The organism is Salipiger sp. PrR002 (assembly GCF_010500775.1).
Classification (GTDB): Bacteria; Pseudomonadota; Alphaproteobacteria; order Rhodobacterales; family Rhodobacteraceae; genus Salipiger.
Genome location: NZ_JAAGOU010000043.1, coordinates 1 through 22,811, shown reverse-complemented (window position 1 = coordinate 22,811; position 22,811 = coordinate 1). Strand labels below are relative to the sequence as shown.

Annotated in this window: 24 protein-coding genes; 18 read left to right on the top strand and 6 right to left on the bottom strand. The window is 67.2% G+C overall.

The features are described 5' to 3' along the window. Positions 1-6 precede the first annotated feature (6 nt). The 4 genes from G0A00_RS24105 to G0A00_RS24090 form a co-directional block, all read right to left on the bottom strand. Positions 7-804, bottom strand: coding sequence for an ABC transporter permease (locus G0A00_RS24105; RefSeq protein ID WP_164184791.1), 798 nt, complete (start codon positions 802-804; stop codon positions 7-9). Further along, positions 801-1,529, bottom strand: a complete 729-nt coding sequence (locus G0A00_RS24100; RefSeq protein ID WP_164184790.1) for an ABC transporter ATP-binding protein — start codon at positions 1,527-1,529, stop codon at positions 801-803. Before G0A00_RS24100 ends, G0A00_RS24105 begins: the two co-directional genes overlap by 4 nt. Positions 1,530-1,742: 213 nt before the next feature. After that, a complete protein-coding gene (locus tag G0A00_RS24095; RefSeq protein WP_066111970.1) occupies positions 1,743-2,465 on the bottom strand; it encodes an ABC transporter permease in 723 nt (240 codons plus the stop codon). A gap of 255 nt (positions 2,466-2,720) precedes the next feature. Continuing rightward, on the bottom strand, positions 2,721-2,924 hold the full coding sequence (locus G0A00_RS24090) for a hypothetical protein (protein WP_066111705.1): 204 nt from the start codon (positions 2,922-2,924) through the stop codon (positions 2,721-2,723). Positions 2,925-3,007: 83 nt separating this feature from the next. Here G0A00_RS24090 and G0A00_RS24085 point away from each other — a divergent pair, with 83 nt between their 5' ends. The 17 genes from G0A00_RS24085 (at position 3,008) to G0A00_RS24005 (ending at position 19,695) form a co-directional block, all read left to right on the top strand. Further along, positions 3,008-4,705: a HAMP domain-containing sensor histidine kinase gene (locus G0A00_RS24085; RefSeq protein ID WP_235953309.1), complete on the top strand. Its 1,698-nt coding sequence runs from the start codon at positions 3,008-3,010 to the stop codon at positions 4,703-4,705. Continuing rightward, a complete protein-coding gene (locus tag G0A00_RS24080) occupies positions 4,702-5,430 on the top strand; it encodes a response regulator transcription factor (RefSeq protein ID WP_164184788.1) in 729 nt (242 codons plus the stop codon). Before G0A00_RS24085 ends, G0A00_RS24080 begins: the two co-directional genes overlap by 4 nt. A gap of 75 nt (positions 5,431-5,505) precedes the next feature. Further along, on the top strand, positions 5,506-5,598 hold the full coding sequence (pqqA, locus tag G0A00_RS24075) for a pyrroloquinoline quinone precursor peptide PqqA (RefSeq protein WP_066111709.1): 93 nt from the start codon (positions 5,506-5,508) through the stop codon (positions 5,596-5,598). Positions 5,599-5,620: 22 nt separating this feature from the next. Continuing rightward, on the top strand, positions 5,621-6,532 hold the full coding sequence (gene pqqB / locus G0A00_RS24070; RefSeq protein ID WP_164184787.1) for a pyrroloquinoline quinone biosynthesis protein PqqB: 912 nt from the start codon (positions 5,621-5,623) through the stop codon (positions 6,530-6,532). Next, positions 6,529-7,305, top strand: a complete 777-nt coding sequence (pqqC, locus tag G0A00_RS24065) for a pyrroloquinoline-quinone synthase PqqC (protein ID WP_164184786.1) — start codon at positions 6,529-6,531, stop codon at positions 7,303-7,305. The genes pqqB and pqqC overlap by 4 nt, the downstream gene beginning before the upstream one ends. After that, on the top strand, positions 7,305-7,580 hold the full coding sequence (gene pqqD, locus G0A00_RS24060) for a pyrroloquinoline quinone biosynthesis peptide chaperone PqqD (RefSeq protein ID WP_164184785.1): 276 nt from the start codon (positions 7,305-7,307) through the stop codon (positions 7,578-7,580). The genes pqqC and pqqD overlap by 1 nt, the downstream gene beginning before the upstream one ends. 82 nt (positions 7,581-7,662) lie before the next feature. Next, complete coding sequence (gene pqqE / locus G0A00_RS24055) at positions 7,663-8,781, top strand: pyrroloquinoline quinone biosynthesis protein PqqE (protein WP_164184803.1); 1,119 nt, start codon at positions 7,663-7,665, stop codon at positions 8,779-8,781. Between the two features lie 359 nt (positions 8,782-9,140). Then, the gene (gene repA, locus G0A00_RS24050) at positions 9,141-10,316 is read left to right on the top strand and encodes a plasmid partitioning protein RepA (protein WP_157374382.1); all 1,176 of its coding nucleotides are present in this window, start codon (positions 9,141-9,143) and stop codon (positions 10,314-10,316) included. After that, positions 10,316-11,287 carry a plasmid partitioning protein RepB gene (repB, locus tag G0A00_RS24045; RefSeq protein WP_164184784.1) on the top strand — a complete coding sequence of 324 codons (972 nt, stop codon included), beginning with the start codon at positions 10,316-10,318 and terminating at the stop codon, positions 11,285-11,287. Before repA ends, repB begins: the two co-directional genes overlap by 1 nt. A gap of 183 nt (positions 11,288-11,470) precedes the next feature. After that, complete coding sequence (gene repC, locus G0A00_RS24040; protein WP_164184783.1) at positions 11,471-12,616, top strand: plasmid replication protein RepC; 1,146 nt, start codon at positions 11,471-11,473, stop codon at positions 12,614-12,616. A gap of 177 nt (positions 12,617-12,793) precedes the next feature. Beyond that, positions 12,794-13,459: a hypothetical protein gene (locus G0A00_RS24035; protein ID WP_164184782.1), complete on the top strand. Its 666-nt coding sequence runs from the start codon at positions 12,794-12,796 to the stop codon at positions 13,457-13,459. A 139-nt stretch (positions 13,460-13,598) separates the two neighbouring features. Next, positions 13,599-14,225, top strand: coding sequence for an S-(hydroxymethyl)glutathione synthase (gene gfa / locus G0A00_RS24030; protein WP_164184781.1), 627 nt, complete (start codon positions 13,599-13,601; stop codon positions 14,223-14,225). 200 nt (positions 14,226-14,425) lie between these two features. Then, the gene (locus tag G0A00_RS24025; RefSeq protein WP_164184780.1) at positions 14,426-15,154 is read left to right on the top strand and encodes a response regulator transcription factor; all 729 of its coding nucleotides are present in this window, start codon (positions 14,426-14,428) and stop codon (positions 15,152-15,154) included. Positions 15,155-15,167: 13 nt separating this feature from the next. Next, a complete protein-coding gene (locus G0A00_RS24020) occupies positions 15,168-16,325 on the top strand; it encodes an FIST N-terminal domain-containing protein (RefSeq protein ID WP_066111726.1) in 1,158 nt (385 codons plus the stop codon). Further along, positions 16,322-18,544, top strand: a complete 2,223-nt coding sequence (locus G0A00_RS24015) for a PAS-domain containing protein (protein ID WP_164184779.1) — start codon at positions 16,322-16,324, stop codon at positions 18,542-18,544. Before G0A00_RS24020 ends, G0A00_RS24015 begins: the two co-directional genes overlap by 4 nt. 117 nt (positions 18,545-18,661) lie before the next feature. Continuing rightward, on the top strand, positions 18,662-19,333 hold the full coding sequence (locus G0A00_RS24010) for a hypothetical protein (protein ID WP_164184778.1): 672 nt from the start codon (positions 18,662-18,664) through the stop codon (positions 19,331-19,333). Continuing rightward, complete coding sequence (locus G0A00_RS24005) at positions 19,330-19,695, top strand: hypothetical protein (protein WP_164184777.1); 366 nt, start codon at positions 19,330-19,332, stop codon at positions 19,693-19,695. The genes G0A00_RS24010 and G0A00_RS24005 overlap by 4 nt, the downstream gene beginning before the upstream one ends. 96 nt (positions 19,696-19,791) lie before the next feature. Here G0A00_RS24005 and G0A00_RS24000 read toward each other — a convergent pair whose 3' ends face one another. Then, positions 19,792-20,613: a quinoprotein dehydrogenase-associated SoxYZ-like carrier gene (locus tag G0A00_RS24000; protein WP_164184776.1), complete on the bottom strand. Its 822-nt coding sequence runs from the start codon at positions 20,611-20,613 to the stop codon at positions 19,792-19,794. A gap of 132 nt (positions 20,614-20,745) precedes the next feature. Between G0A00_RS24000 and G0A00_RS23995 the strand changes: the two genes are divergently transcribed. Then, positions 20,746-21,756 carry a quinoprotein relay system zinc metallohydrolase 2 gene (locus tag G0A00_RS23995; protein WP_164184775.1) on the top strand — a complete coding sequence of 337 codons (1,011 nt, stop codon included), beginning with the start codon at positions 20,746-20,748 and terminating at the stop codon, positions 21,754-21,756. A 189-nt stretch (positions 21,757-21,945) separates the two neighbouring features. Here G0A00_RS23995 and G0A00_RS23990 read toward each other — a convergent pair whose 3' ends face one another. Continuing rightward, the gene (locus G0A00_RS23990; protein WP_164184802.1) at positions 21,946-22,560 is read right to left on the bottom strand and encodes a hypothetical protein; all 615 of its coding nucleotides are present in this window, start codon (positions 22,558-22,560) and stop codon (positions 21,946-21,948) included. Positions 22,561-22,811: the final 251 nt, after the last annotated feature.

Sequence of the window (22,811 nt, the reverse complement as noted above, 5' to 3'; positions counted from 1 at the left end):
GGCGCGTCATCCCCCTTTGCGGCGGCGGGTCATGCCATGCGCCGGATCATAGCCCAGCAGCGCCAGCCCGAAGAACAGCGCGAACGCCAGCACCACCCACAGCAGCGCCCAGCCGTTGATCTGCCGGTAAAGCGCGAAGCGGATCAGTTCCACCGCGTGGGTGAACGGGTTCACCGCGCAGATGTCGCGCAGCACCGTTGAGCTTTCGGCCATCTTCCACAGCGGATAGAGCGCGGTCGACAGGAAGAACATCGGGAAGATGACGAAGTTCATTACCCCCGCGAAATTCTCCAGCTGCTTGATCGTCGACGAGATCAGCAGCCCCAGCGCCCCCAGCATCAGCCCCGAAAGCACCAGCACCGGCAGTGCCAGCACATAGCCCCAGCCGGGCAGCGTGATGCCAAAGCCCGCCGCGATGGCGAGGAAGACATAGACCTGCAGGATCGACACCGCGACCCCGGCCAGCAGCTTCGACAGCAGCAGCCACCAGCGCGGCAGCGGCGAGGTCAGCAACAGCCGCATCGACCCCATCTCCTGATCGTAGACGAGGCTGAGCGAGCTTTGCATGCCGTTGAACAGCTGGATCATCCCGCATAGGCCCGGCACGATATAGACCTCATAGGTGATGTAGGTCTCGTAGGGCGGGATGATCGACAGGCCAAGCGCGGCGCGAAACCCGGCGGCAAAGACCACCAGCCACACCAGCGGCCGCACCAGCGCGGCCAGAAAGCGCGAGCGCTGGTGCACGAAGCGCAGGGCCTCGCGCCGGATGATCGCCAGCATCGCGGTCAGCCAGCGGTTCATGCCCCCGCCCCGCCCGCGGGCGCGCCGGTCATCTCGATGAACACATCCGCCAAGAGCCGCCCCCCGCGCAGCGCGGCGGCGCGCTCATGCGCCAGCACCCGCCCCCTGTGCAGCACCACCACATCGTCACCGTCCTCGATCTCATCCACCAGATGCGTGGCCCAGAGCACGGTGAGCCCGCCCTGCGCCAGCGCATGCACATGGGCGGTGATCGCGCGGCGACTCTCGAAATCGAGGCCCACGGTCGGCTCATCCAGCAGCAGCACCTGCGGGCGGTGGATCAGCGCGCGGGCGATCTCCATCCGCCGCCTATGGCCGCCGTTGAGATTGCGCACCTTCTCCGCCGCGCGCTCCTGCATGCCAAGCTGCGCCAGCGCCACCTCGGCCCGCGCCGCCGCCTCGCGCCCCGAGATGCCATGAAGCGCCGCGAAGTAGCGCATATTGCTGGCCACGCTCATATCGAGATCGAGGGTCGGCTGCTGGAACACCACGCCGATCTTCGACAGCGCCGCGCGCGGCGCGCGCGCGATGTCGTGCCCGGCAACGCGGATCTGCCCCTCGCGGCTGACGAAAAGCCGGGTAAGCAGCGCAAACAGCGTCGACTTGCCCGCCCCGTTCGGCCCCAGAAGCGCGGTGAAGCCGGGGCGCAGCGCAAAACTCACCCCGTCGAGCGCGCGCTTAGCCCCATAGCTGTAGCCGAGGTCGGAAACGTCGAGGGCGGTCACCGAGAATCCCCCCTCATCACCGGGACGCGCCGCGCAAGCGCCGGCCCGTGGGATGGCGCTGCGACCTGCGGGGTCCGCGCTTTATCCCTGCCAAATCCGGATAGCCCCCGAACGGCGCGCAGACCCAGCCAAAGCGCCAGCCCGTGGGGACGGGCCGGCGCTTGCGCGGCGCCTTCGGCTTGAGTCCGCGCCGAGGATATCTGCACGCGCGCTTTAACCCCGCCACCGGCGCGCGCGCCGCTCCCATGGCTGCAGCACCAGCCATTCCACCGCCAGCATCACCGCGATGAACGACAGCGCATAGACCAGCACCATGGTCACGTCGAAAAGCTGGAAATAGAGGTGGATCTGAAACCCCACGCCATCCGAGCGGCCAAGGAATTCCACCACCAGCACGATCTTCCAGATCACCGCCACCCCCGAGCGCGCCGCGGCGGTGATGAAGGGCGCAAGCTGCGGCAGCACCACATGGCGCAGCCGCGCCGCAAGCGGCATCCGATAGACCCGCCCCATGGCATCCAGCCCCGGATCGAGCGCCCGCGCGCCCTCGCGGATCACCGTCGCCACATTGGGGATCTTGTTGAGCGTCACCGCCACGATGGCGGCGGTCTCGGTCAGGCCGATCCAGAGGTAGCACAGGACAATCAGCACCAGCGCGGGCAGGTTGAGAAACACCACCAGCCATGGATCGAGCCAACGGTCAGCGCGCGGAAAGCGCCCCATCACCAGCCCAAGCAATATGCCCAGCCCCATGGCCAGCACAAAGGCCCATGCCACACGGATCAGCGTCTTGCCGAGATGATAAGGAAGCTCGCCCGATCGCAGCGCCTCGGCAAAGGGCTGCAGCAGCGCCCATGGCTGCGGCAGCACCTGCGCGTCATCGGTCAGCGCGGCGGCCACGATCCAAAGGACCAGCAGCCCGGCCAGCGACAACACCGCGGTGCCCGACCGGCGCGACGCCGCGGGGCTGTCGGCGCCGCCATGGCAGACGCCGGTGATACGCGCTGCGGTCTGGTTGCCCTGCACGTGGTCCTCCTCGAAGGCGGAGGGTGGGCGGCGGCAAAGGGGGCGTCAATTACTCCTTTAGGAGCGGTTCGGCCTGAACGAGATGCCTGCTAAAGTAGAGTTAACGGAAACACCGCTTCACGCGCCTCTGGGTTCTGCCTGCGGGTTCTGGGCTCTGCCTGTGGGTCAGGCTTCGATGTCGCCCTCGCCGACAACCCGGCAGCGCCAGCGGTTGACCGTGAAGTTGGGGTGTTCCTCGACCCAGCGCGCAAGTTCGGGCTGGGCACCCATCATGCAGGCCATGGGGGTGACATCTGTGTAGACGAGACTGCGTTCGGAGCAAGTGTCGGGCGCAGTGGACAAGCATGCCACAAAGAGAAGCTCAATCATGGTTGCCTCGCTTGGTTGAACGTGATGCCCCTTCAGTATCGCGCCCAGCCCCTAATATTCCGCAGAAGAGATTTGTTTCAGTCTTGCTGCGCCGCAGCAATGCCCAAAAATCATACTGGACTGCTTCGAAATTAGGCGAAATTAGGTCAGCAAACAAGCACTGGCGCCGCATCTTTGGGCAGAGGCATCTGTCGCTCAAGGCGCGGCTCGGCATCGGTGCGGGCTTTCTGGGCCTTGCGACTCTCATCACCGCGCTGATCATCGTCGCCGGAATGGGGCGCGTTTCGGACCGTCTGCAAGAGGCGCTGGCCGCCGAACGCCGGCTCGAGGACTATGCCGCGCTGTCGACGCAGGTTTCCACCTATATCCTCGTCGCCGCCGAGCTGATCCAAAGCGACCAGCCCGCCGACACCCGCGCCGCCCGCACCGCGCAGGTGGTGCAGACCTTGCAGGGCACCTTCGCCCGGCTGCGCGGCGGGCTCGACGCCGAAGTGGCCGCAGCACAGGGCCTCGACGCGCAAAGTCGCCGCGCCACGCTGTCGCTGGCGCTCGCCCGGATGGAGGCTCAGCTAAACACCGCGCAGGCCGGGCTGCTGTCAAAGGACGCCACCCGCGCGCAACTGCGTGCCCATCTCGACGGCTTCGCTTCGGCGGTGGAGCCATTGCTGGCCGAGGCGGTGAACGAAGAGCGGCGTCTGAGGCGTGAAATCCTCTCTGGCATCGACGCTTTGCGCCACCGGCTGACCCTCGCCGCCGCAACCATGGCGGGCGTCGCGCTGCTGCTCACCGCCGGGTTCTACCTGTTTTTGTTGCGCCCGCAGTTCCGGCGGCTCGACGCCCTGCAGGGCGCCGCGCGGCGCATCGGGCAAGAGGATTTCAGCGTCTCGCTGCCCGGCACCCGGCAGGACGAGATCGGGCGGCTCTACACCGAGACCAACCGCATGGCGCAGGCGCTCGCCGCCCGCGCGGGCACCGTGGCGCGCGACCGCGCCCGGCTGGAAGAGACCATCGCCAGCCGCACCGAGGCGCTGCGCGCCGCCAACGCCCGGCTCGAACGCACCGACGAGGACCGCCGCCGCTTCTTTGCCGACATCAGCCATGAATTGCGCACGCCGCTCACGGTGATCTTGATGGAGGCGCAGCTTGGCCGCCGCGGCGCGCCGCAGCCGGAAGAGGCCTTTGCCACCATCGAAAACCGCGCCACGCGGCTCGGGCGGCGGATCGACGATCTGCTGCGCATCGCCCGCTCCGAAACCGGGCAATTGGCGCTCGACCCGGCCCCCGTCGACCTTGCCCAACTGACCACCGAGGCGATCGCGGAAACCACCGCCGAGCTTGCCAACGCAGGAATGGCGCTGCAGCGCCCTGACCCGGCGACGGCCCCGCTTATGGTGATCGCCGACCGCAACTGGCTGCGGCAGGTGATCTCCGGGCTGATCCGCAACGCCATCCGCCACGCCCGCGACGGCGGGCTGCTGCGGCTCGAACTGCAGGCGCAAGGCACCGCCGCCGAGCTTCGGGTGATCGACAATGGCCCCGGCATCCCGTCCGCGGCGCAGGCGCTTGTCTTCGACCGGTTCGCCCAGTCCGGTGGGCAATCGGCGCAGGGCTTCGGCCTCGGTCTGCCGCTGGCGCGCTGGGTGATCGAGCAGCAGGGCGGAGAGATCACCCTGCAAAGCCCCCTGCCCCGCGACAGCGCGCTTGGCCCGGCCCCCGGCACACAGCTTGCGCTGCACCTGCCGCGCGCGCCGCATACATTTACATCCGAGGCCGCATCATGACCGTTGCGCCGCCGCCCCGCCTCCTCGTCGTTGATGACGATCCCGAGATTTGCTCGGCCCTCGCGCGGGGGCTCAAGCTGCATGGCTATGAGGTAGAGACCTGCAACCGCGCCGCCACCGCCCTGCCCGAGCTTGCCGCGCGCCGGTTCGATGCGGCGGTGATCGACGTGATGCTTGGGGCCGACAGCGGCATCGCGCTGGTGCGCGAGGCGCGCGAGGCCGGGGCGCAGCTGCCCATCGTCATGCTCTCGGCGCTGTCCGAGGTCGACCACCGCGCCGCCGGGCTGGAGGCGGGGGCCGACGATTATGTGGTCAAACCCTTCTCCTTTGACGAGCTGGTCGCCCGGCTGCAGGTGCAGCAGCGCCGCGTCGCCGCGCTGCGCCCCGCCCCCGCCCGTCTCGATCCCGCCGAGCGGCGCGTCACCGCCGGGCCGCACAGCGCCCAGCTGACCGAGCGCGAGTTCGCGCTGCTCTCGCTGCTGGCGGCGCAGGCCGGAACGCCGCTCACCCGGGGCGAGATTTTCGACAGGCTCTGGGCCGGGGAGTCGCGCAGCGAGAATGTGGTCGACGTCTACATCGGCTATCTGCGCAAAAAGCTGCGCCCCGCCGAGGGTTTCGGGTTCGAGATCGCCACGCTGCGCCAACGCGGCTTCTGCCTCACCGGGATCGCGCCCCTCCTCCCCGCCGCGACGCCGGGCACCGACCTTGGTCTAGGCCGCTCTTAGATTATAAGACTCGCCCCGCGCCGACCGCGCTTGCCACACTGTCTCCACCGCCAGCTGCAACAGGAGGAGATACAGATGGCCTGGACCAAACCCGTGATCCGCGAAATCGAGTGCGGCATGGAAATCAACATGTACGGACCCGATCACGACGACGGCGTGTTGTTCTGATCGGCAGCGCGCGGAGAACGTGATGCAACAGATCCGCGCGCACATCCTCGGGGCCGCTGCCGGTGGCGGCCTGCCGCAGTGGAACTGCGGCTGCGACAACTGCCGGATGGCCCGCGCAGGCGACATCCCCGCCCAGACCCAAAGTTCGCTGGCCGTCTCGGCGAATGGCACGGACTGGGCGATCCTCAACGCCTCGCCGGACATCCGCGCGCAGCTTGCCGCGACCCCGTCGCTGCATCCCACGGGCCTGCGTGAGATGCCCCTGCGGGCGGTGCTGCTGACCAATGGTGACATCGACCATGTGGCCGGCCTGCTCACCCTGCGCGAAATGCAGCCCTTCACGCTTTACGCCACGCCCGGCATCCATGAGGTGATCGCCGCCAATCCCGCCTTCGACGCGCTCAATCCCAAGGTCGTCACCCGCGCCCCGCTGGCGCTGGAACAGCCGGTGGAACTGGTGCCTGGGCTCTTCGCCACGCTGTTCTCGGTGCCCGGAAAAGTGCCGCTCTATATGGAGGGCGGCGAGATGGACGGCGCTCTGCAGACCGACCTCATGGGCGAGCAGACCGTCGGCGTCGAGCTCAGCACCGGCGGAAGCCGCGCCTATTACATTCCCGGCTGCGCCCGGCTTGATGAGGCGCTGCGCGAACGGATCTCCGGTGCCGCGCTGGTGCTGTTCGACGGCACGCTCTGGCGCGACGACGAGATGATCGCCGCGGGCCTCGGCCAGAAGACCGGGCGCCGCATGGGCCATATCTCGATGAGCGGCCCGGCAGGGTCGATCGCCGCCTTCGACGGGCTGGACGTGGGTGCCAAGGTCTTCGTGCATATGAATAACACCAACCCGGTGCTGCGCCCCGGCTCCCCCGAGCGGGCCGAGGCCGAGGCCGCGGGCTGGATCATCGGACAGGATGGACTGGAGCTTACCGCATGACACGCACCCCCCCACAGCAAGACCCGCTGTCCCGCGCCGATTTCGAGGCCCGCCTGCGCCACATCGGGGCGGTGCGCTACCATGATCTGCACCCGTTCCACGATAGACTGCACGGCGGCGACTGCAGCCCCGACGAGGTCCGCGCCTGGGTGATCAACCGCTACTACTACCAGCACTCCATCCCGATGAAGGACGCCGCCTTCATGTCGCGCGTCGAGGACCCGGACCTGCGCCGGGCATGGCGCTCGCGGATCGAGGATCACGACGGCACCGAAACCAACGAAGGCGGCATCCGCCGCTGGCTGCGCCTCGCCGAGGCGGTGGGGCTGGACCGCGACTATGTGGCCTCCTGCGCGGGCGTGCTGCCCGCCACCCGGTTTGCGGTGGATGCCTATGTGCGCTTCGTGCGCGACAAAAGCCTGCTGGAGGCGGTCGCCGCCTCGCTGACCGAGCTTTTCGCGCCGAAAATCCACGCCAGCCGCATCGAGGGCCTCTTGCAGAACTACGCTTTCGCCGATGACGCGGCGCTGAGCTATTTCCGCAACCGCCTGACCGAGGCCCCCAAGGATGTCGCCTTCGGGCTCGACTGGGTGCTGACCCACGCCGACACCGCCGAAAAGCAGGAACAGGCGGCGCAGGCGCTGATCTTCAAGACCGATGTGCTCTGGTCGCAGCTCGATGCGCTCTGGGGGGCCTATGTCGCCCCCGCCCGGATTCCGCCCGGCGCCTGGCACCCCGGCGAGGGGTTGGCCAAAAGCGAAGCGGCCGCCTGATGGACCCCGCCGCGATCCCCGCCCTGCCCCGCGGCGTGCGCCTGCACCGCGACAGGGTGCGCGGCGGCTGGGTGCTGCTCGCCCCCGAGCGGGCCGTGACCCTCGATGCCATCGCCCATGCCATCCTGTCGGAAGTGGACGGCAGGCGCAGCTTTGCCGAGATCACCGAGACCCTCGCCGCTCGCTACGCCGCCCCGCCCGCGCAGATCGCCAAGGACGCCGCGAGCTTTCTGCACGCGCTTGAGGCCCGCCGCTTTCTCGATGTGACCCCCTAAGCCGCTTCTTCTCTTTCCAAATACGCACGGCCCGGCGCCGACCACGGGCCCCACCGCTGATCAAAGGCCCGCCATGACCGCCATGACCAAAGCCACGCCGTCTCCCCCGATCGCCATGCTTGCCGAGCTGACCCACCGCTGTCCGCTGTCCTGCCCCTATTGCTCCAACCCCGTCGAGCTGGCGCGGCAGGACAGCGAGCTCGACACCGCCACTTGGGCGCGGGTGTTCAAAGAGGCCGCGGAGATGGGCGTGCTGCAACTGCACCTCTCGGGCGGCGAGCCCGCCACAAGGCGCGATCTCGAGGATCTGGTGCGCGCCGCGCGCGAGGCCGGGCTTTACACAAATCTCATCACCTCGGGCATTGGCCTCACCGAGCGGCGCCTTGGGGCGCTCGACGCCGCCGGGCTCGACCATATCCAGCTCAGCCTGCAGGGCACCACGCCCGAGATGGCTGATGAGATCGGCGGCTATCGCGGCGGCTTTGCCCGTAAGCTGCAGGTGGCGCAATGGATCGGGCAGATCGGCTTTCCGCTCACGCTCAATGCGGTGCTGCACCGGCGCAACCTGCACCAGCTGCCGCGCGCGCTGGAGATGGCGGTGGAGATGGGCGCGCGGCGGATCGAGGTCGCCACGGTGCAATTCCACGGCTGGGCGCTGAAGAACCGCGACGCGCTGATGCCGACCCGCGCCCAGGCCGAGGAGGCCACGCGCATCGTCACCGAGGCCCGCGTCCGGCTGAAGGGCCAGTTGGTGATCGACTATGTGCCCGCCGACTACCATTCGGACTATCCCAAGCGCTGCATGGGCGGCTGGGGTTCGACCGGGCTCAACATCGCGCCCGACGGCCAGGTTCTCCCCTGCCACGCGGCGCAGACCATCCCGCATCTGAGCTTTGAGTCGGTCAAGGACCGACCCCTTGCCGAGATCTGGCTCCATAGCGCGGCGTTCAACGCCTATCGCGGCACCGACTGGATGCAGGAGCCCTGCCGCTCCTGCGAGCGCAAGACGATCGACTTCGGTGGCTGCCGCTGTCAGGCCATGGCGCTGGCGGGCGATCCGGCGGCGACGGACCCGGTCTGCGTGAAGTCCCCGCATCATGTGGACCTGCAGGCGCGGGCCGAAGCCCATGCGCAGGCCACAGGCGCGCCGCTGGTCTACCGCAGCGCCCCCAGAAAACCGGTCCCCGAGCCCGCCGAGTGAGTTTGGTGCCCGCACCGGCGAGCCGGAATCATCCCCAATTAGAGCCTGTTAGGATCGCGACTCGCGCTGTTCCCTCCCCTGCGCACGATTCGACCGGGCGCGGCGCCGCGCCCCGATCCGCGCCATAAGCCTTGAAATTGCGCAACACCGGACGTGAAAAGCTTTGACGCCAATTATCCGCGTTATTTCAGTGACTTATTTCACCTCTTGCGCGCAGCGCATGAAGCCCCGCAAGATGTCGCGGCAGACCCCCTGCCCCACAACCGCAGGAAATTGTGGACAACTGCGCTCTCTCTTGCGTAAAGAAACGGTAATAAAAGCGCTGGCGGAAAACAGCGTTACCGAAAATGAGGGCAGCAGTGGCGGAACCGATTCACATCAACGCCCGCGTGCGGGAAAACGCCGAAGCGATCAGCGCGGCGCTCGAAGACCATATGCTGAAGGTCTTCGCCCCCGATGCGCGAAAGGAATTGCGCCGTTTCTCCGCCGGAGAAGCGGCCGAACTGCTTGGCATCTCTCCGAGCTTCCTGCGCAAGCTGCATTTCGAAGACCGCGTGCCCGAGGTGCATACCACGCCGGGCGGAAGAAGACACTATTCCGGGGCAGATCTGCTCGAGATCCGCAAGATCCTCGACAGCACCGCCAAGACCAAGGGCACCTACATGCGCGGTCGCCGCGAGGGCGACAAGGTGCAGGTGCTGTCCTTCCTCAACTTCAAGGGCGGCTCGGGCAAGACCACAAGCTCGATCCACACCGCGCAGCGGCTGGCGCTGAAGGGCTACCGGGTGCTGGCGGTCGATATCGACCCGCAGGCCTCGCTGACCACGCTGTTCGGCTACCGCCCCGAGTATGATTTCCTGCATTCCGGCACGATCTACGACGCGATCCGCTACGACGATCCGGTGCCGCTGTCGCAGGTGATCCAGAAAACCTATTTCACCGGCATCGATCTGGCGCCGGGCGGGCTGATCTTGCAGGAATTCGAGCATGAGACCCCGCAGGCGCTGATGGCCAACATGCAGCCGCCGTTCTTCTCGCGCATGGCCGCCGCGCTGCAGGAGGTCGAGGCCGATTACGACGTGATCATCTTCGACTGCCCGCCGCAGCTGGGCTATCTGACCATGTCGGCGCTCTGCGCCTCGACCGGCGTGCTGATCACCATCGTGCCCAACATGCTCGACATCGCCTCGATGGCGCAATTCCTGCAAATGAGTGCCGATTTGCTCGATGTGGTGTCGAATGCCGGGGCCAGCATGGAGTTCGACTTCCTGCGCTTCCTGATCAACCGCTACGAGCCCAACGACGGCCCGCAGCAGCAGGTGGTGGCCTTCCTGCGCCAGCTTTTCGGCGAGGAAGTGATGGTCGCGGCCATGCTCAAATCCACCGCCATCTCTGATGCCGGGCTGACGACGCAGACGCTCTATGAGGTCGACCGCTCGCAGTTCCACCGCAACACCTACGACCGCGCGGTGGATTCACTCAATCAGGTCAACGATGAGGTCGAGTCTCTCATTCAGAAAGCATGGGGACGCTGATGGCACGTAAAGGCATTCTGGAACCAAGAATTTCGACCCTCGGCGGCGGCGCAGAGCGCAAACCGACCGCCGCTGAATCGCGGATGATGCCGCGCGGCGCGGTCGGCGCGCTGCAAAGCTCGCTGTCGAAGCTGCAGGAGAACGCGGTTCAGGAGATCGAGCCCGATCTGATCGACGACGCCGGGTTTGAGGACCGTCTGGGTCTCGACCCCGAAGCGCAGGGTCAGCTGAAAGAGAGCCTGCAGACCTACGGCCAGCAGGTGCCGGTGCTTTTGCGCCCGCATCCCAAACAGAACGGCCGTTTCGAGATCGTCTACGGCCGCCGCCGCCTTGGCGCGCTGCGCGAGCTGGGGATGAAGGTCAAGGCGATGGTCCGCCAGCTTGATGATCACGCGCTGGTCATGGCGCAGGGTCAGGAAAACACCTCGCGGCAGGACCTGAGCTTCATCGAAAAGGCCAGTTTCGCCGCGCAGCTGCAGGACTCGAACTATGACCGGCAGACAATCGCCGCGGCGCTGTCGATCGACCTGCCGATGGTGAGCCGGATGCTGAAGGTCGGCACGGCGTTTTCCCTGCCCTTCCTGCGTCAGATCGGCTCTGCCCCCGGCATCGGGCGCGACCGCTGGATGGCGCTGGCGAAGATCCTGCAGGACGAGGCGGCGAGTGCCCGCGCCGAGGAGGCGATGCGTGCGCCCGGCTTCGATGCGCTGGATTCCGATGCCCGTTTCGACGCGGTCTATGGCGCCACGCAGCGCAAGACCACCGTGGCCAAGCCCCCTGCCCCGCGTCCGCGCAGCCTGCGCGCGCATGATGGCACCGCGCTGGCCGAAATTCGCAGCACCGCGCGGGGCCTGACCCTGACGGTGCCGTCAAAAACAGCGGATGGTTTCGATCGCTGGCTCGACGCCCGCGCCGAAGAGATCATCCAAGACCTTCACGACCGCTGGCAAAGCACCCGGTCGGAAGACTGAGAGAGCAGTAGAAAAACAACGGAGGCACGAGAGGACAGGCGACAAAAAAAGAAAAGCCCCCCAGGACGGATCCCGGAAGGCCCTTCTCGAAAGTAGCAATTTGAGTTAGCCGCCAGAGCCGTTCCCTGTCAACTCCGCATCACGGTGTGGGGCAGGAAATTTGTTGTCTTTCGTGAAAAATATATGCTGGAGACGTCCCGACAGCCTGTCGGGCGGCCAATCTCGGCTTGCCTGACGGCGCAGGTCGGCACCCATGACAAATGGGCGCTGCTGCGCGACCTCACGACTGTGTCCGAAGACTTCGGTCTCGGGCATCGCACGCTTTCGGTTCTGAAAGCGCTGCTGACCTTCTGGCCGGAACGCGAGCTGCCCTGCGACGACGCCATCGTGTTTCCCTCGAACCGGGTGCTCTCCGAGCGCCTGTCGGGAATGCCCGAGAGCACCCTACGGCGGCATCTCAGCAAGCTGGTGGAAAGCGGCATTGTCAGCCGTCACGACAGCCCCAACGGCAAACGCTACGCCCGGCGCTGCGGGGCCGAGATTGGCATCGCCTTCGGCTTTGACCTCTCTCCCCTCGCCCGCCATGAGGCCGCGCTGGCCCGAGCCGTGGCCGAAACCGAGCTGCGCCGCGAACGGCTGGCGGTGCTGCGCGCGCGTCTCGGGATGCTACGCCAGCACCTGTGCGAGAGCGCGGCGCCCTGCCCCGCTCTGCTTGAAGAGGCCCGCCTGCTGCTGCGCCGGAAATGCTCTGAAGCGGTCCTCAATGAGATGATCCAGCGGCTCGATGCCGCGCTTCCGGTGATGCCGAAAGCCGAAGTCTTGGTCGAAGTGGACACCAATACCGCTTCCGCACCAGCGCAAATGAGCGCCAGCAACAGCCAAAATGAGCGGCACATACAGGAATCAGATAGATCCTTCTCTGACTCTGATAGCGCCCAGCCGACGAACGACACGCGGGCGGAAAGCGCCGAACCTGCAGAGAAAGACAGGCTCACCCTTCCGCAGATCACCGAGACTTGCCGCGAGTATCAAACCTTCTTCCCGGAAAAGCCGCGCAACTGGCACGAGCTGATTTCCATGACCCAGAGGCTTGCGCCGATGATGGGCATCGAAGCGCCGGTTCTGCATGACGCGCAGCGGACCATGGGGCCAGAGCGTGCGGCGGCGGTGCTTTTGTGCCTGCTCGACCGTCATTCCGAGATCCGCAAGCCCGGCGCCTACCTCAGACGGCTGACACAGATCGCCAGAAACGGCGGATTTTCGGTCTCCAGCATGCTTGGCGCGCTGTCGCGCCGGGCACCTTCTGGAAATTGTCAGCTGACAACTTGAAAAACGGCGTGTTTTCAGAAGCTTGTAAAAACGGCCCCTGACACGTCCGGCTGACAACATGGATATGCGACCTTGGGCTGTGTTTCGGTGCACCCGCAGCATCGCCTAGACTGAACGCCAACGAGACAACGCAGAGACCCCGATGCCCCCCGCCATCCCCCGCCCGAGGATTTCGCGATGACAGCTTCCCTGCATATCCCCGGCGCCAGCCTGCAGGTCTGCGAGTTGGCGGCCCTGCGTGCCACGGCGATGGATGGCTTTGGTCCGTGGCAAACGGGCGCGCTGCCCGGTGCGGTGCTGGTCGCGGATTTCCGGCCCTCGATGCTCAGCGGTCAGCTGCGGGCCTTTCGTTCTGTGGCGGCGGCGGAGGCGCTGGCGCTGATCGGCTGGCGGGTCTGCCTCGACGGCGGCTGGGTCGCGTTGCTGGCGCTTGGAGCCGGAGCGCCCGTGGTGGTCGCGCCCAGCCATGGCGACGAAGGCATGAGCCGGGTGATCGACGGTCTGGTGCGTGCGCATGACCTTGCCGAGGGGCTGGCGCTGGCCGGACAGTTCGAGGACCCGCCGCTGACCCCGGCGCTCTGCGCGCTCGACGAGATCGCAGTCCCCGGCGCGGCGCTGGTCATTGCCTCGGGATTTGAGATGCCCGGCGCTGGTCTTGCCGCCCGGATCGAGGCGCTGTCGCGCGCGCATCACCTGCGGCTTTTGCATGTGACCGATGGCGGCGAGCCCGAGTGCCCACCGACCCGCGGGCTGTTTGCGCTCGACGCAAATCTGCCGCCCGAACATGCCGCGCCGTATCTGTCACGGGCCCTGCGGCTGGTGCCGCGCCAAGGCTGCATCTGAGCCGTACGGCTGACAATCGCGGTCCCCGCGCGCAGCTCTGCAGCCGATACCAATGGTTGAATTGCCAGCATCCGGCCTTGGCCGCACCCTTGGCGCAGGCGCGCCAGAACGCAGCGCCCGCTTGGGAGGAGCAAGACGAATGGGAATTCTCGACAAGATATTTGGTGGTGACGAAGGCCCGGCAGAGGCGCGCTTCACGCATGTGAAAATTCATCCTCAGGTCGACACTGGCGTCGGCTCGGCACGGCCGGGCTTTGCCGGTGGAACGCTGACGTGCAAATGCACCAGCGATCCGGTTGTTGTGAAAGTCGGCGCGCAGACCGCGCATAACCACGTCTGCGGCTGTACCAAGTGTTGGAAACCCGATGGCGCGGTGTTCAGTCAGATCGCGGTTGTCAGCCGGGATCAGGTGAGTGTCGTCGACAATGGCGACAAGCTGCAGGTGGTCGATCCCTCGGCGGCGATCCAGCGCCACGCCTGCAGCGGCTGCGGCGTGCATATGTACGGGCGCATCGAAAACACCGGCCATCCGTTTCACGGGCTCGACTTCGTGCACACCGAACTCTCGGATGACAGCGGGTGGGCGCCGGCGGAGTTTGCCGCTTTCGTCTCGTCGATCATCGAGTCGGGTGTCGATCCGGCGCGGATGGACGACATCCGGGGCAGGCTGCGCGAGCTTGGGCTCGAGCCCTATGATTGCCTTTCGCCGCCGCTGATGGATGCGATCGCCACCCATGTGGCAAAGCAGAACGGCGCGCTGGCCTAGCAAACCGACCTGCATTCAACCGGCTGGCACCTTCGCGAACCCCGCGAAGGTGCTTCGTGCTTGAGGAGGACGGGGCCGTGAACGGCAAGCAAGGGAGTGCAGCTTTTCGCCGGTCCGAGGCGCGGGACCTGACGCCGGGGAATTACACCATTGCGCGAAAGAAAATTCATGCGCTAACGTTGAGCTGGGAGGAGAGTTCAATGAAAGACATGCAAGATGCGGCAGCATCGGGCACGATCGGGCCTGTCCTGATCGTCGATGATCACCCGCTTTACAGCGATGCTTTGGCGGCCGCGTTGCGCGCTGCGTTCCCAGATTGTCAGCCGTCGCAGGCGCAGACATTGGGGGCCGCGCTCGAGCTGCTGGCGCAGGGGGTCACGCCCGATCTGGTGATGTTCGATCTCAAGCTGCCGGATGTCTGCGGGATCTCCGGGTTCCAGAAGCTGCGCGAGGCGCTGCCGGAAACTCCGGTGCTGGTGATCTCGTCGCTGACCTCGGTGCAGGTGGTGCAGGCCCTGATGGAGGCGGGGGCTGCAGGGTTCCTGCCCAAGGACGCTCCGGCGCCGGTGCTGCGACAGGCCCTGCGCGAGATCGCGGCGGGCCACACCTATGTGCATTCGGGCTATGCCGGGCGTGCCATCGAAGAGCCCGCCGAGCAGCTGCCCTTCGAGGCGATGCATCCGAAGCTGGCCGAACTGACGCCGCAGCAGAAACGCATCATGAAGCTGATCTGCGCCGGCAAGCCGAACAAGCAGATCGCCTATGAGCTCGATCTGGCGGAGGCCACGGTGAAGGCGCATATCACCGCGCTCTTGCGGCGGCTTGGGGTGCAGAACCGGACACAGGCGGCGGTGCTGGTGGAAAGCTCGCAGCCCGCCACGGCGATCGGCGCGGCGGATGCCGACGCGCAGGCCTTCCTGAGCCGCTGAGCCGCCGACCCGAATGGCGCCCGACGGCCAGTTGCCCCGCTTCATCCGCATCGCGGTCTCGCATCAGTCCGAGGCCGCCGCCGCCGTGACCGAGGCGCTGGCGGCGCTCGATCTGCCCGAGATCTGCTTCATCCTCGCGTTTCTGCCCGAAGGGCTGGCGCCGGACGCGGTGGCCGCCGCGCTCGACGCGGGCTCGGGCGGGGTGCCGGTGTTTGGCTGCACGACGGCTGGCACGATCACCCCCGAAGGCTATGAGACCGGCGCGCTGCTGCTGCTGGCCTTTCCGCGGGAACACTTCCGCTGCGCCTCGATGCTGATCTCGCCGCTGAAGCCGCTCGAGATGAAAGCCATCGCCAGCGAGGTGCGCAGCCACGCCGCGAGGTTCCGCCGCACCGCCGGATGGAACCGGCTGGCGCTGATCTTTGCCGACGGGCTGGCCAAGCAAGAGGAGATGCTGGTCGCCACGCTGGAGGCGGCGCTTGGCGAGGTGCCGGTCTTTGGTGGCTCGGCGGGGGATAATCTGGCCTTTGAAGAGACCTTCGTGCTGCATGATGGTCAGTTCCACAGCAATGCGGCTATTCTCCTTCTGGTTGAAACGGACCTCGAATTCCAAGGGCTCGGCTTCGACCATTTTCTGCCGACGGAACGACAGGTGGTGGTCACCCACGCGCTGCCCGAAGAGCGGCTGGTGTTCGAGATCAACGGCGCGCCCGCCGCGCTGGAATATGCGCGCATCGTCGGCTGCCCGGTGGACCGGCTGTCGCCGCAGGTCTTTGCCGAGAACCCGATGCTGGTGCGGCAGAACATGAACTACCACGTGCGCGCGATCCACAGCGTGCCGGACAGTCACGCGCTGTCCTTCCTTGGGGCGATCGACGATGGGCTGATCCTCACGCTGGGGCGCGGCAAGGAAATCATCGAGACGCTGGAGGCAGAGCTCGACACCCGCGGGCCCGAGGGCGGGCCGCCGGATTTCGTGCTCGGCTTCGATTGCGTGCTGCGCAAGCTGGAGATCGAGCAAAAGCAGCTGGCGCCCGCGGTCAGCGAGATTTTCCGCCGCCGCCGGGTGCTGGGGTTCAACACCTACGGCGAGCAGCATTGCGGGGTGCATGTGAACCAGACTTTCGTGGGCGTCGCCTTTTACGATCCCGGGAGGCGTGAGCTGGCATGATCGACCCCGAAGAGCCGCTCGAGACCCAGCTTGCCCGGCAGGGCCGGATCATCGACGCGCTGATGCGCCGTGCCAACCGTCAGCATGAGGTCGGCAGCACCGCCTATGGGGCCTTCCAGTCGGCCATCGCGCTGCAGGCGCAGGTCTGGGCCAAGACCCGCGATCTGGAGCGCACCACCGACGAGCTGCGCCACGCCCGCGACGACACCCAGCGGATGCGCAAGAACCTTGCCGATGCGCTCTCGGCGATGGACGGCGGGGTGGCGCTGTTCACCGGCGGGCGGCTGGAGGTGTGCAACGACATCTTCCAGACGCTGCTGCCCGACATCACCGAGATCCTGCGTCCGGGGCTGCGCATCGACGCCTGTCTTTCGGCCATGGCCGAAAGCCGCCATCTGGTCACCGTCGAGGGCAGTTTCGAGACCGCGCTGGCGCAGGCGCGGCGGGGCAGGGGGGCCGCGGTGGTCACGCTGGTGATCGAGCTGACCGGCGATCGCTGGTATCAGGTCAACTTCCAGCGCACCGGCGAAGAGAACCTCGTGCTGCTGCTCACCGAGATGACCCGCATCGTGCGGCGCAACCGCTCGGAGAAGGAAAGCCTCATCGACCGCCACGCCGACTATCTGCAGGCGGTGTTCGAGAATATGACCTCGGGGGTGTGCACCTTCTCGCCGCAGGGCGAGGTGATGATGTACAACCAGCAGTTCCGCCAGTTGCTGGGGCTGCCCTACACGATCCTGCAGAAAGGCACCGAGCTGGGGCGGCTGCTCGACTACGTGGCGCAATACGGCCTGATCTCTGAGGCCGCCGAGCATGACATCGCCCATTGGCTCGACCGGCTCGAGCGGCAAGGACGGCTGCGGCGGCGGCTGCGCCATGCCTCGGGGCGGATGCTGGATCTGCACGCGCACCGGCTGCCCGACGGCGGGGTGCTGCTGGAGCTGAAGGACGTGACGCTGGAGACCCGCGCTACGGTGATGCTGGAAAACCGGGTGATCGAGCGCACCGCCGAACTGACCCGCGCCAACGCGCAGCTGCGCGAGCAGTTCGAACAAAAGGCGCGGGTGGAAGAGGAGTTGCGGCTGGCCAAGGAGCGCGCCGAGGCGGCGGTGTCGTCCAAGACCCGCTTCCTTGCTGCCGCCAGCCACGACCTGCTGCAGCCGATCAACGCCGCCAAGCTGCTGATCGCCACGCTGCTAGAGGCGGTTGCGGGCACGCGGTTCGCGCCCACGGTCGAGCGGCTGGAGGGGTCGTTCAATTCCACCGAACAGCTTTTGCATTCGCTGCTCGACATCTCGCGGCTGGAAAGCGCCGACCGTTCGCTGACGCCCTCCGAACTGTGCCTTGGTACCCTGATGCGCAGCGTCTGGGAGGATCAGACCCCGGTGGCGCAGCGCCGCGGCGTGCGGCTCGACGTGGTGCCCAGCATGGTCTTTGTGCGCTCCGATCCGATTTATCTGCTGCGCTCGATCCAGAACCTCGTGGTCAACGCGCTGCAATACACCCCCGACGGCGGGCGCGTCTTGGTCGGCTGTCGGCGGCGCGGCAATCGCGTCGAGCTGCAGGTCTGGGACACCGGCATCGGCATCAACCGCAAGGATCAGAAGCGCATCTTCGAAGAGTTCGCCCGCGCCGACAATGTGCCCTTGGGCTCGGGCGTGGGGCTGGGCCTGTCGATCGTCGATCGCACCTGCCGCCAGCTTGGCCATCACGTGAGGGTGCGCTCGAAACCCGGCGTCGGCTCGGTGTTCAGCATCGAGATGGATGTGGTCGAAGGGCGGCAGCCCGTCCCCGAAGAGCCCTGCCGCAATGACACCGCCACGCCGCAGCAGATGGATCACATCGTGCTGCTGATCGAGAACGATCCCGATGTGCTTTTCGCCTTCAGCCAGAAGCTCGAGCAATGGGGCGCCAGCGTGCTTGCGGCGCGCGGCATCGAAGAGGCGCTGGTGCATGTGGCGGACATGGGGATGCCGCCCGACATCATCCTTGCCGACTACCAGCTCGACGGGGATGAGACCGGGGATGTGGCGATTGCCGAGGTCCGCCGGGCCTGCGGCGCGCAAGTGCCCGCCATCATGATCACCGCCAACCGCGGCAACGGGCTGCTCAAGAAGGGCGCAGCGCAGGGGTTCTCGATCCTCACCAAGCCGGTGCAGCTGTCGCGGCTGCGCGCGCTCATCGAATGGAAGACCCGCTGGCAGGCACCGGACGGGTAGGGGGGCCAACCAGTATCCAGCTCAGCACCCACCTCAGCACCGACAAAAGTCGGCAATGACAGGCAGGGCAGGGGGGATAGGCTGGCGCGTGGGAGATAAGAGGGAGGAGTCTGACCGATGCGCAAGAGAATGGCCCTGATTGCCGTCGTGGCGGCGCTGGCGCTGCCTGCGGGTGCGGCGACGACCGAGGCAGAACAGACCTATGCGCTGCTCTTCAAAGAGGGCACGCTCGACGATGTGAGCCGCGCCTCGGTGCTGCGCTACACCCGCGCGGTCAGCAACAGCGCCAAGCCCGAGGCGGCAGAGCGCGACAGCGGCCAGATCGCTCTGTCGATCGACGAAAGCGGCGCGGCACCGCTCGCCAATCTGCAGTTCGAGCAAGGCGGCAAGCACCGCAACCTCGGCAGTTTTCCGGCCAGCGTCGGCAACCCGATGATCATGTATTTCTACGAGACGGTGATCCGCGACATGGCCGAGACCGCTGGCGGCTCGCCCTATTACATCCGCAACCGGGTGAAAGAGGCGCTGGTGGAGCCGGCTCAGATCGACATGGGCGAGGCAAGCTTTGACGGCGCGACAGTGCCGACGCGCACCATCACCCTGCGGCCCTTCGCGGATGATCCCAACGCGGGCCGGATGCAGGGCTTTGGCAATCTGGAACTGCGGGTGACCATGTCCGAGGCGGTGCCGGGCTGGTATCTCAGCTTCACCGCCGAGGCACCGGATGGCGGAGGGGCGGCGGGCGGCTACCGGTCTGAGCTGCGCTTTGCCGGGACGATGGCGGAATGATCCGGCGGCGCCTGCCTGCGCTGGCGCTTGGCGCGCTGCTCTGCGGTCCGGGGATCGCTTCAGCGCAGGGGATTGCCGAGCGGCTCAACGATTACCCCACCGAGGCGCGGGCCGATTACGTTTTCGGCTGCATGGCCAGCAACGGTCAGAGCCGTCAGGTGCTGCAGCAATGCGCCTGCTCGATCGACGAGATCGCAGCGATCCTGCCCTATGAGAGATACGTCGAGGCCGAAACCGTGCTCTCCATGCGCCTCACCGGGGGAGAGCGCATGGCGGTGTTCAACGGCTCTGCCGCGGCCAACGCCATCGTCGCCGATCTGCGCCGGGCGCAGGCCGAGGCCGAGGTGGTGTGTTTCTTCTGAGGTCTTCAGGTTGAGCCCTTGTTTCTTGCTGCGCGACGGGGCTTGGCGCGCCCCTCGCTGCCCATGGGCGGCGGGGGGATCGTTTGGGCCGCGGGCTCAGCCGCCCGCTTTCGGCAGCACCTGTTCGAACTCATTGCCCTCGGTATCGCGGGCCTTCACCGTCAGCGCCTCGGTGCCATTGTCGGCATAGGCAAAGCGGAACGTGGGGTTTTCCGAGATCGAGATGCCGCCCTCCATCGCGAATAGCTGCTCCTCGCCCTGCCAGACCTCGAGATGGTCGATGAAATGCGCCGGAACGAAAAGCTGGGTGATCTGGTCGCGCTGCAGCCCCGAGTAATTGGGGTGGCGGATCTGGATCTGCGCCTCGCGCCGCGCCACCGACTGCGCGGGTTGCTGTTCCGGTTGCGCCGCCCCGAAGAGCCGCAGCTTCATCTGCCCCATGGCCGCCAGCGCCGCCGCGGGCACTTTGGTGGCCGGGGCCGAACAGCCGCCCGAGGCTTTGACGAAGCGCCCGTCCATCCGCAGCCCATCGGGCGTCTCGGCGATCACCCGCACGTTGGAATATTGGTTCACCCGCACCCGCAGCTCGAAATCGAGCGGCGCCATCGCGGCACCAAAGGTGAAGGTTCCGGCGACCGGCGCGGGGTTCTCGTCGACCACCACTATGGCCCCGGTGATCGTGGCGGCGGGGTCGGTCTGCACGATATGCACCGGCACGGTGGCGGCGTCTTCGGCGCGATGCGGCGCCTCGACGGTAAAGAGGCTGCCTGCGGGCGCAATCTCTGCCGCGCCGGTGACATCCGCGCGCAGGTCCTGCCACGTGGCGCTCTCTGCCAGCGGATTGGGCGCGTCGGCGGCCATCGCCGCGCCGCTCATCAGCAGCGCCAGCAGCGGGGCCGCAAGGGTCCTGGGCTCCATTTTCTCCTCCTATCTCCGATCCCTTGTGTCTGCGGGCAGTTTGCCCGACGACGGTCCGCGCGGGTACCGAGCGCATGGTCGGTATGGATCGGCGGGCGCGGCGGCGCGAGGCTCGGCGCAGGAGGAGACGAGATGTTCGAAGCGGTGGTGATGATCTGCGCGGCGCTGGCGGGCGAGCCCTGCCGTGCCGCGCTGGTGCCGGGCTATGAGAGCGTCAGCATGGCCGCCTGCAAGGACGCGCTGGCGGCCCGGCCGGTGGCGGGCGCGGCCTGCCGCGCCGCTGGGCCGGCGCTGGAGGTGGGTGAAGTGGCGCCGGGGGTCTTCGTGCACCGCGGCGCGGTGGCCGAGCCCGATGCGCAGAACGGCGGCGACGCGTCGAACCTCGGCTTTATCGTCGGCCAAAGCGCGGTGGCGGTGATCGACAGCGGGTCGGCGGCGTGGATGGGCGAGGCGCTCTGGCGCGCCATCCGCGCCCGCACCGACCTGCCGGTGCGCTACCTGCTGCTGACCCATGTGCATCCCGATCACGTGCTGGGCGCGCGGGTGTTCGAGGCGGCGGGGACCGAGGTCATCGGCCATGCCGGGCTGCCGAAGGCGCTGGCGGAGCGACAGGCGGGTTATCTGGAAAGCCTCGCGCGTCTGATCGGGGCGGAGCGCTTTCTCGGCACCGCGCCGCCGCAGGTGACGCGCGGCGTAACGGCAGGGCTCGAGATCGACCTCGGCGGGCGGGTTCTGGACTTGCGCGCCTGGCCCGCGGCACACAGCAGCACCGATCTTACGGTGCTCGACCGGCAGAGCGGCACGCTGTTTGCCGGGGATCTGCTGTTCGACGCGCATGTGCCCGCGCTCGACGGCAACCTGCGGGGCTGGCAGGCGGCGCTTGGCGAGATGAAGAAGATCGACGCGCAGCGTGTGGTGCCGGGGCATGGCGGGCCGGTGCTGGACTGGCCGCAGGGCGCCGCGCCGGTGCAACGCTACCTGAGCGTGCTGGCCGCAGAGTCCGCCGCCGCCATCGCCGCCGGTGAGCGGCTGTCGGAGGCCATCGCGCATGTGGCGCAGGGCGAGGCCGGGCAGTGGCAGCTTTTCGAGGCGTTCAACCCGCGCAACGCGACGCAGGCCTTCACCGAGCTGGAATGGGAATGAGGCCGCCCCGAGACCCGCGCCCGCAGCGCCAGTGGAAGGCTGCGTATTTTTAAAGAGAAGAAGCAGGGGACCGTCCCTTCTTCCCCTTCTTCTCTTTGAAAATACGCCCGCCGGAGGCGTCCTGATCCCTCCGGCGGCGCGGCGCGGGGCAAGCGGGCTGAGTCAGTGGCCCGGATCAGCCAACCTCGGTCAGCCGCCCTCGCGCCCGGCCTCGGCGAGGATCTGGGCAATGGCATAGAGGCGCTTTTCCAGCAGTTGCGGCGTCTCGCACAGGTAGGTGATCGTGTGCTGGCGGTCGGTGAAGATGCGCTGGTCCCAGTCGATCTGTTCCTCCAGCGCGTCGACCCGGTCGAAATCGGGGTCGGCCTTGGCCATCTGCGCCTCCATCTCGGCGCGGGCGGCGTCGATCTTTTCCGACAGCGCGATCTGGCTGAGGGAAAATTTTCCGATGCCGTCGAGGATCCTTGTGCGGCGCGCGGCAAGCCGGTCGAAGACCTCGCCAAAGACCGCCCCCATCAGCGCCATGTCGCGGCCCTCGGCTTCGGCAAAGGCGGCGACCTCGGTGCGCGCGGCTTCGAGGTCCACGCGGCGCAGCGCCAGCAGCTCGGCCAGCTCATCGGCGGCGGCGCCAGCGGCGCCTTCGGGCCCGCTTTCGGGCAGCGGCTGCGGCCACATCAGCCCCGCCGACAGCCGCTCGACCTTGCGCTGTACGCAGGGCCACGTGGGATCGGAGAAATCCGCCGCCTGCGCCGCCGGTCCGGCCAGCGTGAGCGCGGCGGCGAGCGCGAGACCTCCCCGGAACATTCCCTGTCTCATCATGGTCTTCCTCCTGCTTGCGGGGCCGCGTTTTCCCCGCTTGCAGGCTGCGCTTTCAAGGCTCTGCGGGGAATACCCACCATTGGCGGTATTGTTGGGTATGCAACGGCGCACCCATACTCGCCTCAACCGCGGGACCCGTCTCGGGACCCGATGTGCAAGGATTTTCACTCAGGAGGAGGACTGCATGAGAACCCGTGCAGCCGTGGCGCTGGAAGCCGGCAAACCGCTCGAGATCA

What these genes read in the sequence shown, in the direction of transcription:
- G0A00_RS24025 (WP_164184780.1), top strand. Translation starts at nt 14,426, where the DNA reads ATGAAAGACATGCAAGATGCGGCAGCATCGGGCACGATCGGGCCTGTC.
- G0A00_RS23990 (WP_164184802.1), bottom strand. Translation starts at nt 22,560, where the DNA reads ATGTTCCGGGGAGGTCTCGCGCTCGCCGCCGCGCTCACGCTGGCCGGA.
- pqqE (WP_164184803.1), top strand. Translation starts at nt 7,663, where the DNA reads ATGACCAAAGCCACGCCGTCTCCCCCGATCGCCATGCTTGCCGAGCTG.
- G0A00_RS24080 (WP_164184788.1), top strand. Translation starts at nt 4,702, where the DNA reads ATGACCGTTGCGCCGCCGCCCCGCCTCCTCGTCGTTGATGACGATCCC.
- pqqA (WP_066111709.1), top strand. Translation starts at nt 5,506, where the DNA reads ATGGCCTGGACCAAACCCGTGATCCGCGAAATCGAGTGCGGCATGGAA.
- G0A00_RS23995 (WP_164184775.1), top strand. Translation starts at nt 20,746, where the DNA reads ATGTTCGAAGCGGTGGTGATGATCTGCGCGGCGCTGGCGGGCGAGCCC.
- pqqD (WP_164184785.1), top strand. Translation starts at nt 7,305, where the DNA reads ATGGACCCCGCCGCGATCCCCGCCCTGCCCCGCGGCGTGCGCCTGCAC.
- G0A00_RS24010 (WP_164184778.1), top strand. Translation starts at nt 18,662, where the DNA reads ATGCGCAAGAGAATGGCCCTGATTGCCGTCGTGGCGGCGCTGGCGCTG.
- repB (WP_164184784.1), top strand. Translation starts at nt 10,316, where the DNA reads ATGGCACGTAAAGGCATTCTGGAACCAAGAATTTCGACCCTCGGCGGC.
- G0A00_RS24015 (WP_164184779.1), top strand. Translation starts at nt 16,322, where the DNA reads ATGATCGACCCCGAAGAGCCGCTCGAGACCCAGCTTGCCCGGCAGGGC.
- pqqB (WP_164184787.1), top strand. Translation starts at nt 5,621, where the DNA reads ATGCAACAGATCCGCGCGCACATCCTCGGGGCCGCTGCCGGTGGCGGC.
- G0A00_RS24000 (WP_164184776.1), bottom strand. Translation starts at nt 20,613, where the DNA reads ATGGAGCCCAGGACCCTTGCGGCCCCGCTGCTGGCGCTGCTGATGAGC.
- pqqC (WP_164184786.1), top strand. Translation starts at nt 6,529, where the DNA reads ATGACACGCACCCCCCCACAGCAAGACCCGCTGTCCCGCGCCGATTTC.
- gfa (WP_164184781.1), top strand. Translation starts at nt 13,599, where the DNA reads ATGGGAATTCTCGACAAGATATTTGGTGGTGACGAAGGCCCGGCAGAG.
- G0A00_RS24090 (WP_066111705.1), bottom strand. Translation starts at nt 2,924, where the DNA reads ATGATTGAGCTTCTCTTTGTGGCATGCTTGTCCACTGCGCCCGACACT.
- G0A00_RS24105 (WP_164184791.1), bottom strand. Translation starts at nt 804, where the DNA reads ATGAACCGCTGGCTGACCGCGATGCTGGCGATCATCCGGCGCGAGGCC.
- G0A00_RS24035 (WP_164184782.1), top strand. Translation starts at nt 12,794, where the DNA reads ATGACAGCTTCCCTGCATATCCCCGGCGCCAGCCTGCAGGTCTGCGAG.
- G0A00_RS24005 (WP_164184777.1), top strand. Translation starts at nt 19,330, where the DNA reads ATGATCCGGCGGCGCCTGCCTGCGCTGGCGCTTGGCGCGCTGCTCTGC.
- G0A00_RS24020 (WP_066111726.1), top strand. Translation starts at nt 15,168, where the DNA reads ATGGCGCCCGACGGCCAGTTGCCCCGCTTCATCCGCATCGCGGTCTCG.
- repC (WP_164184783.1), top strand. Translation starts at nt 11,471, where the DNA reads ATGCTGGAGACGTCCCGACAGCCTGTCGGGCGGCCAATCTCGGCTTGC.